General features: G+C 34.2%; 10 protein-coding genes and 1 pseudogene. 3 read left to right on the top strand and 8 right to left on the bottom strand.

The features are described from left to right. Positions 1-266: 266 nt before the first annotated feature. From C7K43_RS01735 to C7K43_RS01720, 4 genes are all read right to left on the bottom strand, one after another. Positions 267-1,622 (bottom strand): transposase, encoded by a 1,356-nt coding sequence (locus C7K43_RS01735; RefSeq protein ID WP_124005272.1) that lies wholly within the window; start codon positions 1,620-1,622, stop codon positions 267-269. A 308-nt stretch (positions 1,623-1,930) separates the two neighbouring features. Continuing rightward, complete coding sequence (locus tag C7K43_RS01730; RefSeq protein WP_124005271.1) at positions 1,931-2,338, bottom strand: peptidoglycan-binding protein LysM; 408 nt, start codon at positions 2,336-2,338, stop codon at positions 1,931-1,933. Between the two features lie 60 nt (positions 2,339-2,398). Then, positions 2,399-2,908 (bottom strand): hypothetical protein, encoded by a 510-nt coding sequence (locus C7K43_RS01725; protein ID WP_124005270.1) that lies wholly within the window; start codon positions 2,906-2,908, stop codon positions 2,399-2,401. Between the two features lie 43 nt (positions 2,909-2,951). After that, a complete protein-coding gene (locus tag C7K43_RS01720) occupies positions 2,952-6,002 on the bottom strand; it encodes a type I restriction endonuclease subunit R (RefSeq protein WP_124005269.1) in 3,051 nt (1,016 codons plus the stop codon). Between the two features lie 250 nt (positions 6,003-6,252). On the opposite strand from C7K43_RS01720, the pseudogene C7K43_RS13550 reads away from it, so the two are divergent. The 3 genes and pseudogenes from C7K43_RS13550 to C7K43_RS01710 form a co-directional block, all read left to right on the top strand. Further along, positions 6,253-6,774: pseudogene (locus C7K43_RS13550) on the top strand (restriction endonuclease subunit S); the annotation flags it as partial. Positions 6,775-6,813: 39 nt separating this feature from the next. Further along, on the top strand, positions 6,814-7,464 hold the full coding sequence (locus C7K43_RS13545; RefSeq protein WP_264371087.1) for a restriction endonuclease subunit S: 651 nt from the start codon (positions 6,814-6,816) through the stop codon (positions 7,462-7,464). 78 nt (positions 7,465-7,542) lie between these two features. Continuing rightward, positions 7,543-8,472: a site-specific integrase gene (locus tag C7K43_RS01710; RefSeq protein ID WP_124005267.1), complete on the top strand. Its 930-nt coding sequence runs from the start codon at positions 7,543-7,545 to the stop codon at positions 8,470-8,472. Positions 8,473-8,523: 51 nt separating this feature from the next. Here C7K43_RS01710 and C7K43_RS01705 read toward each other — a convergent pair whose 3' ends face one another. From C7K43_RS01705 to C7K43_RS01690, 4 genes are all read right to left on the bottom strand, one after another. Then, positions 8,524-9,759, bottom strand: a complete 1,236-nt coding sequence (locus C7K43_RS01705) for a restriction endonuclease subunit S (RefSeq protein ID WP_168711980.1) — start codon at positions 9,757-9,759, stop codon at positions 8,524-8,526. Continuing rightward, positions 9,752-11,344: a type I restriction-modification system subunit M gene (locus C7K43_RS01700; RefSeq protein WP_124005265.1), complete on the bottom strand. Its 1,593-nt coding sequence runs from the start codon at positions 11,342-11,344 to the stop codon at positions 9,752-9,754. Before C7K43_RS01700 ends, C7K43_RS01705 begins: the two co-directional genes overlap by 8 nt. A gap of 186 nt (positions 11,345-11,530) precedes the next feature. After that, on the bottom strand, positions 11,531-12,259 hold the full coding sequence (locus C7K43_RS01695; RefSeq protein ID WP_124005264.1) for a metallophosphoesterase family protein: 729 nt from the start codon (positions 12,257-12,259) through the stop codon (positions 11,531-11,533). A 26-nt stretch (positions 12,260-12,285) separates the two neighbouring features. Then, positions 12,286-13,902 (bottom strand): alpha-glucoside-specific PTS transporter subunit IIBC, encoded by a 1,617-nt coding sequence (locus tag C7K43_RS01690; protein WP_124005263.1) that lies wholly within the window; start codon positions 13,900-13,902, stop codon positions 12,286-12,288. Positions 13,903-14,218 lie beyond the last annotated feature (316 nt).

The following is a 14,218-nucleotide window of genomic DNA, read 5'->3' as shown; positions in this document are numbered from 1 at the left end:
ATTTCTTTGCAACAAGTTTTAAGAGTTAATTGTTTACTTGTTGCAATTTATTGTTTAGTTGAATCAATTTCATAATTGCTCTTTTTAAAAATACACAGATCTGCAAAATTCTTAAAACCCTATTTTCTGAAAATTCATGTGAAAAACAACTTGTAAAAGCAACACCAAACTAGACCCTTTATTTTCGTTTTTTTAAAAGGGCTTCAAGGTAATGTTGATTAAATACGACCAATAGATGGTTCTTCAATACGATCAGATCCAGTTTCCTAAGCAGCTTGTTGCTGGCTTAACAGTAAACGAATACGATCACTTGCTAATTTTGATGCATTATAAATAAGGGTTACGATGTCAAAGTGAACTTTTGCGCGTTTTCCCGTTCGATAACGTACATTGTTGAGCTGAAAATATTCTTTTAAATAAGCATTAACGCGTTCTACTGCTGAGCGACGTTTGGATATGTTTTTCCATGCCTTTGATCCACGAGCGGGTGCTGTATATCTCCTGAGGTCTGTAGTAATTTTTACTTTATAAACCTTTTGGCAGATCCCTTCGTTAGCTAAAGGACAATCATTACATTCTTTTGGACGGGTGTATTTCAACGTTTCGTATTTGGCATCGAAACTATCATAACGATAAGAATGCTCCCTGAAACAGGTGGGGGCAAAGTGTTTATCGAAGCCAATAGGCTCCCCTTCATTTTTCTGATTGTAAGCAATGACAGATTGGTTCCTTATTCGATGAACTTGTTCGTAAATTGGGTCATAGTCATAACCAGCGTCCATTGTTTGGTAGTTCAATGAAGGTAAGAATAGGCGTTCATCCATGCCTTTTAATAATGGGATTGCCGCTTTTCCGTCATTCAGATTACCAGATGAAAAAAGAGACTGTAAAATATACTGGCTGGATGTACCAACGGCTAGGTGTCCTTTGTAGCCATACCAATAGACATTTTTGCCTTCACTGTTCTTTTTTACACCCCATTTTGGGTCCTGAGGAACTTCAGCCCGGAGTTTACTTAAAGGCATATCTAACTGTGCTTCTATTTTCTTTTCGAAAATTGGAAGGTTCGCTTCTTTCTCTGCCTGTTCGATAAGCCATTGTTCACGCTCTTCCTTAGGTTTACGCCCACGTTTTTTCGGCTCGGCTTTTGGTTTTTCTTCTTTTGGTGGGGCTTGATCACGTGCTTCAAAATGGGTTGCGTCAATTGCGGCGGTATCATCCATGATAAAGCCTTCCGCAATCGCTTGAAGAACTACTTTTTCCCGCTCATTCTCTAAAACGTTAGATTCACTCAGTTTTGTTACGAGTCGAGAATAGGCAGCTTCAGACGGAGTGTTATCAGACACAAGAAACCCACAATTCAATTTAAAAACAAAGTCATCATTCAGGCGCTTAACGAGGTCTTTAATCGTTGGGATACGCTCAACAATTCGTACGAAGAAAGAAATAATCATCGCTGAATAATTCAAATCTACTGGTGCACCAAGTCGTGACTTTTTGTTTATTTCATGGTAGATCGCATCCAAATCTATCGCTGTAATAATCGATTCATAACGTTGGGTAGGTGCCATCTCGTATAATTCTTGGATGCCAAATAAGCTTTGTTGTCGTATAATGGTCATAGGGAGTACGCCTCCAGTCTTTTTTTGGTTGTTATTGTCAACTACCATTATACAGGATTTGGGGAGGTACTGCCTTTTTTGTGTGTCAGATTCCTTGAGGCACAAGAGCTCGAAATTATGAAATTCACTCAGTTAATGAAAAAATTAAAGTAAAAAAATTTTAATGAGAGAAAAAAATCGCTGAAAGTTTGTGTAATACAGACTTTCAGCGATCTTTTGTTTTTAATTCTATAAAAATAACTAGTATATATATGACAAATAACCTAATTGCATAATTCATGTCTCAATTAAATTTTCTTTATTTACGCCTATTCTTCATTTTCATTGGGTTGCAACGTTATCGTTTCGGCTTCGTCATCCGATTCATCATCAATAGGAGTAAAAATGATGTTATTATCTTCTTCAGAAACCTCATAGGTGTTTTCTTCATCTTCATTATCTGTATCTTGAAGAGTAATCTGATCTCCATCTAATGTGTATTCTAATTTAAAATCCATTTCACTGGCTAACTCTTTAGCAAACTCCTCGCCCATTTGTCCCCACTCATCTGTAGTAGTTGATTCCATACTGTCTACATCGACATTTATCGTCATTACATGATCGGAAAAAGATGCAATCATGTTGGGAACATCTTCTTCGTCAGGTTCAATCGTCCAATCATTGGCCTTTAAATCATCCTCTGATACATTTGCACTACATCCGGCTAAAAACAGCACCGATACAAACCCTCTAACACACTCTTTTATACCTATTACATAACAAAATATTAATAAACACTAAGGCTTACTTCTTTTCATTATTATCTGTGCGTCTTTTAAAACAGATAGTAGGTTTTCTTCTTTCGTCCTTTTATTAGCTAAATAAATCATAATTAATAAACTAAATAGTACACCGACATTAATAATTAGGGTTACTATATTCAGATATTCATATCTTTGCCCATACGGAACATTATCAGATAAAAAAGTCCATGCAAAAACAACTGCTAAACCTGTTATGCAGAACATTATAATCCTTAAGCTATTATTAATAAAAAACTTTGTCTTTTCCCATTTTTGATTTAATTTGACTTCTAAATTCTGAGTTACTGATTCTATCTCTTTTGAGTTAAATCCTTGTTTCGTTAATTTTTCACAAAAAATCTCAAGATTTTCTAAATCATGGTAATAAAAAGGTAGGTGCATAAATTTTCTTAACCTATTGTTTTTCATCTTTTGGCACCATTTCTGAGGAAAAGATTCAAGATATATTCCGTATATAATACTCAACAAAATACCATCATCCATTATAAAAATCCCTCCTTTCTCATTTATCTAAATAAATCAAAAACTACTGTCTTCTTAGCGGCAATATCTCCTCTTTCATTACCTTATCCAACTCTTTACGCATTGTTTTTCCATACTTCAATTTAGACACAGGTTCTTCTGCTTTTTCTTTATAAGTTGAATAATCAGCTGTACGTTGTAACTCATTTTCTCCATTTTGATGTTCTTTTTTTGGATTATAATTTTCCATGACATAGGCTAACTCTTCTTCATCTACTTGCCATTTATTTGAAAATTCTTGTTGTACCTCGTAACTCGTGCCTTGAACCATATCCTCTAATAAATTTGATACATTTTGGTCTCGATAATTTTCTGGTTCTTGAAGAATATTGTCCCATAAGTGACGCATTAGTTTTGCTAATTGTGCATTACTCTTAGCCAATTCATCAATATATTTATTAACTTCACTTGTAGCTTTTTGATCTTCTTTAGCAATCAGTTCATATTCGTCGTCTCCGCTTGGAACAAACGCTTGGATTAGATTAAGTATATACTCATAATTTATTTCTTCTGTTTTGACTGATTCTAGTTCATAAAAAATATCAATCTCTGGGTCTTCTCCATCATCTTCAGGTGGTCTAAGAGAGTCTAAGACATTTACATACTTCCCATGAAGTTCTTCTATCTCTTCATTTTTAATTGGAAATATTGTTCCCAATTGTTTGTCATCAAAGTCAGTATATACTTGAACTGAGGAATAAGTACGATCCAATTTTTGAAAAGCCTTAATAAATTTTTTCAATTCTGCTTCGTTCAAATTGTCCACTTCTTCTGGTAAAGAAACAATTTCATGCATTTCTTCGATAGCCGTAACAAATGCTTCTTGAGCCTCTTCCCAGCTTGGTGCTAATACTTCATTTTCGCCACCATTAGAGTAAAGAACTAACGCATCTTTTACTTCTTGCTCAAAAATTTTTGGCTTTTGAAATGTAACAATTTGACCATATTTTTTACTTTTATCAAACAATCGATTCGTTCTTGAGAAAGCTTGAATCAAATCATGTGGTTGCATTGGTTGTCGATCAATAAACAAGGTCGATAAGCATGGTGCGTCAAACCCAGTTAACAATCGGTCTACAACAATTACTAAATCTAGTTGTTCGGAACGAGCTAAATATTTTTCTTTTTTACGAGCAAGTCGATCATTAATGTTTCGATTATAAGCACGCATTGTTTCCAAAGTAAAATTCGTTCCAAATTCTTCATTGTAATCTCGCAAAATCTCCTTCATTTTCTCTTGCTCTTTGCTGGAAGACTCTTCATTTTCACTAATTGAATAAGTAATCGCAACTTTGGGAAAGTCAGGTAAAATTCTCTTTGTTTTTTCTTTAACACGTACATCCGTTTCATCTAGTTTTACTTGTTTAAACAGGTCATAATACTCAAGAGCTTTTTTTATTGAGCTAGTAGTCAAAATAGCATCAAATGTTTGACCTACTCCTTTAGCAAATCCTAGCTTTGACTGAGAATTGTTAATAATAGAATCAATAACTTCTAACATATGCTGCTTTTCATCATAAACAGAATTAGGAATCAGTACCTCTTTTTCATCAGTTAACATTGCATCCACATTAACATTTTGTCTATTGCTACTGTCTGTCACAATTTTGTCTAACTGACTTTCATTAAAGGTTGATTTATATTCCACCTGAAATCCAAGAACCGCCTGATCATGAATCGCTTCTTTTACCGTATATTGATGCAAACATTCGCCATATTGCTGTTTTGTAGTTTGCGGAAGATCTCCTAAGACACTTTTCTTATTTTCAACAAAAATTGGTGTACCAGTAAAACCGTACCATAAGGATTGACGGAAGAAGGCTTCAATTTCACGTTTCTTTTGTGGACTAACCGCACGATGGCATTCATCGACAACAAAAGCTAGTTTTAGCTGTGTCATTTTTTCATAACGTTTTGTTCCTTCTTTATCAGCAAATCGTTTCATAACATAGTTTAATTTTTGTATTGTTGTAACTACAACGGTACGATCTTCTGAAAGTAATTTTTTGATCAAATCACTTACATTATCCGTCTCATCAATATTAACAACATCATTTTCAGAATAAGATAAGAAAGAAGCTGTTGTTTGCTGGTCTAAATCTCGACGGTCTACGATAAAAATGGTCTTTTGAATTGAAGGGATTTGTAAAAGATTTTTTGCCACTTTATAGGAAGTTAATGTTTTACCAGAGCCAGTTGTATGCCAAACATAGCCTGATTTTGATTGTACAGACGCTTGTTTTACTGCCTCAATTGCGTGAATTTGATAAGGACGTAGCAAAATTAAAGATTTCCGGTTATTATCAATCACTGTATATTGAGTGACCATCTTATGTGCCATGGGGATCGATAAAACCTCTTGAGCAAACTCCAAATAGCCATTAATCGGTTGATTCTTGTAATCGACCCATTTGGTCAGGAACTGTTCATTCAGCTTTGTATCTATCGCTGAAGCAATGTAACGGGTATCTGTACCGTTCGTTACCACAAACATTTGTAAAGTGGAATAAATACCAGTGAATTTCCCTTCTTTTAAATATTTGCGTATTTGACGAAAAGCATCCATATACGGATGAGCACGATTTTTTAATTCGATATGAATCATAGGCAACCCGTTGATTAAAAGCGTCACATCAAATCGACGATCATTCTCTTCTAACGAACGTTTAGGCGATTCAAATTGATTAATCACCTCATAAGAAGATGAACCCCCCGCAACGTCTTGACGGTTGATGACTCGCAATCGAATCGTTCCTAACGTAGCATCCTCTCTTTGGACCTGAACCTTAGCAATTCCGTTTTCTCCACTCAACCAACGCGCAGCTTCATAAAAATTAGGAAATTGCAATTGATTCTGTATCTGACGGAATTCTTGTTTTGTCAAAGGTACGCCGTTCAAAACATCTTTATTATTCGCTTCCAATTTCTTGCGAAAGTTTTCCCAAAGTTCGTCTTCAGTATGTAAATCATCTCGATATGTCCACTGTGAAATGCCATTAATTAATTGTTTGATTAAATTGTTTTCTAGCTCTTGTTCTGCTGTATGTTGTGCCAAACGCTCTCACCTCATTTAATTCTTTTAACTTCCTGTTTCTATTTTATATAAAAATTTTTAATGTTGTTTTATAATTATTAGTTTATCACAGCAAAAGCTAAGAACAATAGTCGCTTTTCAAAAATAAGCAAAAACTCCTGTAAAGAATTGTTTTCACTTACTATTGTCAAATTGGTTAAAATTCCCAGAACATCATATATTTTTTATCACCACAAAATTATAATTAAACACTTTTACCGATTGGAAACAGCGTAAGCTGACCAACTTAGTAAGTGTAATTAAGTCTTATCCTCTTTCAAGAAGTGTTGAAACAGAGAAAAATACTGGTGTACGATATATTCATTATGGTGATATTCATACAAAAAGAGCTGATAAGATTACTTCTAAGTCTAATATACCCAATATTAATGTTGGTGATTATAAATACTTAGAAAAAGGCGACCTTGCACTTGCAGATGCGTCAGAGGACTATCAAGGTATTGCAATGCCTTCTGTTATTGTTGAAAAAACGCCATTTAGGATTGTGGCCGGTTTACATACAATAGCACTCAGACCAAAAACAATTGAACCACTTTATTTGTACTACTTAATCCATTCATCTACGTTTAGGAAATATGGATATAAAGTTGGTACTGGTATGAAAGTATTTGGAATAAGTAAGAATAATATTTTAAAGTTTGAAACCTTATTTCCATGTATTGAAGAACAAACAAAAATAAGTTCATTACTCAACAAAATTGATGATACTATCGCTCTTCATCAACGAAAATTAGATAAGTTACAAGAATTAAAAAAAGCAGCCTTACAATCTTTGTTTCCCCAAAAAGAGGAAACAGAACCCAAAGTAAGATTCGCTAATTTTAGCAGTCCATGGAAACAGCGTAAGTTTTCAGACTTACTAGATCCAAAAAAAGGAATACGTCGAGGACCATTCGGTAGTGCTCTAAAAAAAGACTTATTTGTACCTGAAAGTAACTATGTTGTTTATGAACAGCAAAATGCAATTTATGACAGATATAATACTAGATATAATATTACTGAAAAAAAATTTAAAGAACTATCTAAATTTGAAATAATTCCAGGAGATTTTATTATGAGTGGCGCAGGCACTATTGGTCGTATTTCTAGAGTGCCTAAGGGTATAAAAAAGGGGGTATTTAATCAAGCTTTAATCCGGTTCAAAGTTAATGCTAAAAAAATAGATTCAGAATATTTTTTGCAACTTATGCGTTCAGATAATATGCAAAGAGAATTAACCAGATCAAATCCTGGTTCAGCAATGATAAACTTAGTTCCTATGTCTGAAGTAAAAAAATGGAAGATAAAGGTACCTGGTTTTGAAGAACAAAGAGAAATAGGCCAATTTTTTTCTAAATTAGATAATATTGTCACTCTTTATCAACAAAAATTAGAAAAACAGCAAAATTTAAAAAAAGCTTTTTTACAAAAAATGTTTATATAAAAGCTCTTTCATTATTTTCAAAACCTCGTAATAATAGTATTGATGAATAATCATCAAATATTATTAGGGGGTTTTTTTATGTCCAGAAATAAACAAAAGGAACAATTATTCTATAGGTACTTTGAAGAATGGATTGATTTATATAAAGTAGGAGCCGTTAGACCAGTCACTCTGAGAAAATACCGTATGACAAACCAAAGAATTATTGAATTAGCACCAAATTTAAGAATGAAACACTTAAACAGACAAAAATATCAGCTTTTATTAAATGAATACGCTAAAACACATGAAAAACAGACGACAATGGATTTTCATCATCAAATTAAAGGCGCAATTTTAGATGCTGTTGATGAAGGTGTATTAGATAAAAACCCCACTAGGAAAATTGTTATCAAGGGAAAAGAAGCTAGCGAAAAAAAAACTAAATTCCTAAATCAATTTGAACTACAACTGTTGTTGAAAAGACTAGAATTAGGTACAGAAATTAATTGGGATTGGTTTATTTTGTTATTAGCAAAAACAGGATTACGATTCTCAGAGGCACTTGCTCTTACGCCTAGTGATTTTGATTTCTCCACACAAAAAGTATTGGTAAACAAAACTTGGAACTATAAAACTTCTAAAGGGGAATTTCAATCTACTAAAAATGAATCATCAAATAGGAAAGTACAGTTGGACTGGCAAATTGCTATGCAATTTTTACAATTGATGAAAGGGCTAGATGAAGAAAGCCCAATCTTTGCAAAAAAAAGAGTATTTAATTCTACAGTCAATAATCGATTAAAAACATTATGTAATAAAGCCAACATTCCAACTATCACTATACACGGTTTACGTCATACTCATGCATCATTATTACTTTTCGCAGGTGTATCTGTTGCCAGCGTCGCAAAAAGATTAGGTCACTCTAGTATGGCGACTACACAGGAAACTTATTTGCATATCATTCAGGAATTAGAAAATCAGGATAATGATAAAATTATGCGTCATTTAGCTATGCTAGTATAGATTAAAAGCTTCAATGGGTTTGAATTGAGATAATCTATTGAAGCTTCACTTTTATATGAACATTTTTTGTAGGAAACCCTTTTTTAAAGTTTGTAATTTTTTTATTTTAATTTGATGAAGAGTGATTACGTTATCTATTTGCTCGAACAAGAATCCGATTTTTCGTTGTTCAGTTAAAGATGGTACTTTTAACTCTATCTTACTTAACTCTTTACCAGATATTTCTAAAAAAGTTGAACCTGAAGCGTGTTTTAACGCATATTTTTTTATTTTATTGCCATACGAGTAAAGAAAGTAAGTATCGGTATCGTCATTTACAATCATAGATCGAAAGCCTTGGTTCGTAGTGCCTGAATTCTTCAAAATAGCCATATCTCCAATTCCAGCACGCGAGGTAAAAAGTATAGTTCTATCAGAAGGTAGTATTTTTGCTGAACTTTTTCTTAGTCCAAGCTCTGTTATCTTTCTTTGGCTTTCATAGACATAAATATCTTTACCAATTTCTACAGGGGAGTACCAATCAATATCTCCATCCCAATATTCTTCCGCCTTGGTGTTTGGTGTCCCACCACCAACAATATTAGCAAGACTAGATAACTTACGCTGTTTCCATGCCTCATTGAAATTAGTAAATCTTACTTTCGGTACAATCTCGTCTTTTTTTGGGAATAAAGCTTGCAGCGCTACTTTTTTTAATGTTTGTAGTTTAGATAACTTTTCCTGATGAAGAGCGATAGTGTTATCTATTTTCTGAATAAAAGTACCTATTTTACCTTGTTCTTCCCAATTTTTTGGTATAGATAATTTAGTCTCAAAAAAATCAGAAGGAGAAATATTTAACAATCCGTGGTTTCTTACTCCCTCTGCAGCATTTTTATAGACCTCATGGTACCAATAAGTTGTGTCATAATATTTTGCAAGGAAATCAGAATTAACATCAATAGGTTTAAACACAATGTAAAGTGTTGACAACACACCTTTTTCATACTTCTCCAGACGTTTTATAGCGCCTAAAGGGTACCCATTTGAATATGACTTATTATATGCAAAATCACCATATTTTACTAGATAATAATTACTGACATCACGACTAGCAACTACCTTATTAAAATATACATTTTGATCCACTAAACCATCTTGTGCAGAGATTGTTAAAGGTAAAGTTGATTCTAAGTTTTTATTTCTGCGAGTCACCCTTTGTGTAAGTTCCCTCAACTTACGCTGTTTCCAATCGTCATAAAAACCTTCAAAACGTACTTCTGGCACTCTTCTTTCTTCCTTACTCATGATTAAACACCGCCTTTGCTGCTTCAATAAATTCTTTTGATTCATCCGTTACAGCGAGCTCCTCAATCATAGAAGAAATCTTAGCTTCTGATTTTTCGATTTCTTTGTCTAGGTCAGTAATTTCTTTACTTAAAGCCACCATATCTATTGGCTCTTCTTCTTCGAACGTATCCACGTACCTTGGAATATTTAGATTAAAGTCATTTTCTTCAATCTCATCATAATTGGCTACGTGGGCATATTTGTCAATATCTTCGCGCTTCTTATAAGTTTCAAGAATCTTGTCACTGTGCTTATCTTCCAGTACGTTTTGATTTTTTCCTTTGGTAAACTCGTTGGAAGCGTCGATAAACAACACATCTTTATTATCACGGTCTTTTTTTAATACAATAATCGTCGTTGGAATGCTCGTATTAAAAAAGATATTTGCTGGCAACCCAATAACAGTATCAATTGAGCCATTTTCAATTAAAGATTTACGGACTTTCCCTTCGGCTCCACCTCGGAATAATACACCGTGAGGTAATACAATTGCCATGACTCCAGAGTCCTTTAAGTGATAATATCCATGTAGAAGAAAGGCAAAATCTGCCTTAGATTTTGGTGCTAAGACACCGTACATGGAAAATCGTGGATCATCTAAAAATCCTTTGTCTGCAGACCACTTTGCACTATAAGGTGGGTTCATAAGGACTGCATCAAAGTTAGTTGGTTCTTCTGTTGGCCAATCTGCATCCAATGTATCGCCATTATGTAAATGATGATTTGCAGCAGATACATTATGCAGAATCATATTCATACGTGCTAAGTTATAAGTTGATGTATTCAGCTCTTGTCCAAAAAAATTCACTGTTCCTGGTTCTTTTGTAAACTTTTTGACGTTAAGCAATAACGAGCCAGATCCCATAGTAGGGTCATAAGCACTAAAGCCTTTTTGGTCCTCTTTTCCTTGCAATACGATCTGGGTCATTAAACGAGAAACTGCTTGCGGCGTATAGAATTCCCCTGCTTTTTTACCAGAAGCTGAAGCAAATTGACCGATTAGATACTCATAAGCATCACCCAATGCATCACCTTCATGAGCAACATCTAAAGTGTCAATTTCTGTCATTATTTCACCGATCGTTTGATTTTGTTTTTGGGGTGTTGAGCCTAATTTTCTTGAATATAAATCAACATCTTCAAATAGGTTTTCATATAATTCGCTGCTTTGCTCAATATTACGAAAACCTTGCGCCAGATCTTCTAATTGAAAATCTCCTTTATGTACTGCTTCCACTAACGCTGTAAATGTTAGCTGTGGTTCAACTGTATAATAAAAATCAAACATCAGCGCATCTATTAAGTCATCGTGAGTATCTGAATCATTATAAGCTTCTGTATATATCTTTTGTGCTTCTTTCAAATCTGATGGTTCTTCTTCTAATAGTTCAGCAGCATGATAAAGCATTGTGTCGGAAAGATACTTATAAAAGATTAATCCAAGTAAATAATCTTTATAATCACTAGCGTCCATTTTCGAACGTAAAATATCGGCACTATTCCATAATACTTGATAAATCGTTGTAGCTTTTTTCTCTGGCATGTAATTCCTCCTAAAATTTTACACAAAAAAATAACTTCATCATTTTTTATTCTAATTATATCCAAACTTACGCTGTAATACAACGAAAAACCAATTAAAAAGGTTATGTCGCATCGTTAAAAATGCAACATAACCCTTTTAATTAAACCTTCTACTAGATATTAAATTATAGCCTCACAAAATAACTTAACTCTCATCTTCCCCAAAGAAGAACAAAGCGACGTCCATATCTTTTTGTTTAATGATTCCTTGCCACTTATTTACTTCGTTCATTAACTCAGCTTTTTCATAAGGTAATTGTTTAAATATAATCTTTTCGTCTTCTAATACCATATAATGAGCATCCTTCGTAGGGTCATCTGGTCTTCTGTAAGAAACACTTCCCGGATTCAACCAAAGCTTGTCACTTGTCACGTAATGTATCCCTTGTCTATGAGTATGACCAAAAATAATTCTTTTTTCAAAGTCTCCTTGCAATTCTCCGGTATAATGTTCTTTCCAAAACTGGTCAAAGTGATATTGGCTTTGAATGGTTTCATATGAATTTTCTTTCCACTGGTGCTGAAGCACATATCCAATATTACCTAAGTCAAATGAGATCGTTTTAGGCAGTGCTTTTAGATAATCGATATCCTCTTTACCTAAAATATCTGCGTTATGATGGATCCATTTAAATTCATCTTGCTCCACACCTTGTTCTATTTGTTCCCAAATTTTGATCATATGATCATCGTGGTTTCCTCTGACACTTGTAATATTATAGTCTTTAACCAATTCCAGAACTTCTTTAGGGTAAAGTCCATAATCTACATGGTCACCTGCACATAGAATTTTATCCACATCTTTTTCTTTCTCTAAAATTTTACGTAAAGACACAGCATTGCTATGAATGTCTGATATCAAAAGTATTTTCATATTGCACCTCTAACAACCTAATCATTTTATTTGCTTTCATCTTCAACGATTTCTTCAAAGAAATCTCTTACTTTTGGCACATCTAAGCCTACAATTACTTGAATAGCAGTTCCGTTACGAACGATTCCATGCGCACCACCGCTTTTAAAAAAGTCATCGTCCAAAATTTTGCTTTCATCAGCAACTTTTACGCGAAGTCGTGTTGCACAATTATTAATATCTGTTACGTTTTCTATGCCGCCCAGACCTTCTAAAAAGTGACCCGCTTTTTGCGCATTAGGATTCGTACTTTGTCTTACAGGTGAAGTTCCGCTAGTACTTGCGCCATTATCATTACCAGCTTCACCGGCTTTTTTGCTCTTGTAATCTTTTTTAGTGTGTAACTTAACTTCTCCTGTATCATCTCGACCTGGTGTTTTAATATTAAATTTCAATATTGACCAACGGAAGATCAAGAAATAAAGCGCCGAGAATGCCAGTCCCACAATAAAGAAGATAATGATCGCATCCATATGGTTCGTTGATAATGGTATAATAAACCTTGGGAAAAAGGAAATCAAACCTCCCCCTAATACAAGCGAGACACCCAGAGCATAAACCGTCATGGCCATCGCTGCAGCAAGTAATGAATACACAACATACAGCTGTGGCGCCAAGAATAAGAAGGTAAATTCAAATGGCTCCGTAATTCCAGTTAAAACAGCTGTTACAGCTGTCGGAAGAACTAGAGCAATTGTCTTTTTCCGTTGCTCTGGCTTCGCTGTTGCAATAAAAGCTGCACCAATTCCAATTGGAGCAAACACCTTAGGCATACTATTCAAACCAAAGCCAGCTTGTGGAACAAGATCTCTTAAGGTCCCATTGTAAGCAGAAATATCAGCTAAGTTTTCAAACCAAAAGTTTGTTAATCCGCCATCAACAACGGCTGGCCCATATTTGAATGGTTGAGCAATAAAATGATGAAGCCCAGTTGGAATCAGAATTCTTTCTAAGAAAACAAAAGCTCCTACACCTGCTGTACCACTACCTGCAATTAAATCTTGCAACTGGAACATATATCCTTGTAACATTGGCCACAACCATGCTGTTAAAAATGCTAAAGGTAAAGTAACTATAAATCCAATAATAACAACAAATGCAGATCCTGAGAAAATTCCGATCCATTCAGGAAGTGCTGTATCATAAAATTTGTTGTGCAACCAGATAACCATTCCAGAAATTAACAAAGCTCCGATAATGTTTGTATCTAGAGTTTCGACACCACCAATAGCTTTTACACCGAGAACTTCTTCTGTACTACCAAGTTCAACACCAAAATCCCAAATTTGTAATATTGCATTGATAAATGTATTCCATGTCATGTAAATGATAAAAGCTTCTAAAGCTGCTCGTGCATTCGCTTTTTTAGCCAGCCCTATCGGCAATCCTATAACAAATAATAATTCCATGTGGTCAAATACAACCCAACCACCAGCTTCAATCACAGACCAAATGTCTGTCCAAAAAGTTCCTTCAGCTGCTAATCCGCCCATAATTTCAGGATCTTGAAATACAATAGCAAACGCTAACACAATACTATTAAAAGCAAATAACAAAACTGGAGCGATCATCGCTCCCCCAAAACGCTGTACCTTTTGCATCATTTTTATTCTTCTCCTTTTTACTCAACCTTAAACCCTAATAATTTATTTTTGATGCTATGAACAATTGCTCATTCAAAATTAATTATAATAATAGTCCGAGTTTTCTAAACTACTTTATGACTTATGCTATCGACAAACTTATAATTAGCGACAATGTAATTGGTTATCACCTCAATTTCTCTGCTTAATAAAAATACACATTCTATGTGCCTATAAATTTCATTTTACATTCCCAACAAATCGAAAACGCTTTATACATTTATACTATACCCCTATAAAGATGTCAATCGTTCAGTAATAAAAAAGTTAAATATAA

It is taken from the genome of Tetragenococcus koreensis, from assembly GCF_003795145.1.
Classification (GTDB): domain Bacteria; phylum Bacillota; class Bacilli; order Lactobacillales; family Enterococcaceae; genus Tetragenococcus; species Tetragenococcus koreensis.
The sequence above is the reverse complement of the archived record's forward strand: the minus strand, read 5'-3'. Positions and strand labels throughout refer to the sequence as shown.

Excerpts from the sequence above, each read along its gene's own strand:
- C7K43_RS01735 (WP_124005272.1), bottom strand. The coding sequence starts at position 1,622 with ATGACCATTATACGACAACAAAGCTTATTTGGCATCCAAGAATTATAC.
- C7K43_RS01705 (WP_168711980.1), bottom strand. The coding sequence starts at position 9,759 with ATGAGTAAGGAAGAAAGAAGAGTGCCAGAAGTACGTTTTGAAGGTTTT.
- C7K43_RS01695 (WP_124005264.1), bottom strand. The coding sequence starts at position 12,259 with ATGAAAATACTTTTGATATCAGACATTCATAGCAATGCTGTGTCTTTA.
- C7K43_RS01690 (WP_124005263.1), bottom strand. The coding sequence starts at position 13,902 with ATGATGCAAAAGGTACAGCGTTTTGGGGGAGCGATGATCGCTCCAGTT.
- C7K43_RS01700 (WP_124005265.1), bottom strand. The coding sequence starts at position 11,344 with ATGCCAGAGAAAAAAGCTACAACGATTTATCAAGTATTATGGAATAGT.
- C7K43_RS01710 (WP_124005267.1), top strand. The coding sequence starts at position 7,543 with ATGTCCAGAAATAAACAAAAGGAACAATTATTCTATAGGTACTTTGAA.
- C7K43_RS01725 (WP_124005270.1), bottom strand. The coding sequence starts at position 2,908 with ATGGATGATGGTATTTTGTTGAGTATTATATACGGAATATATCTTGAA.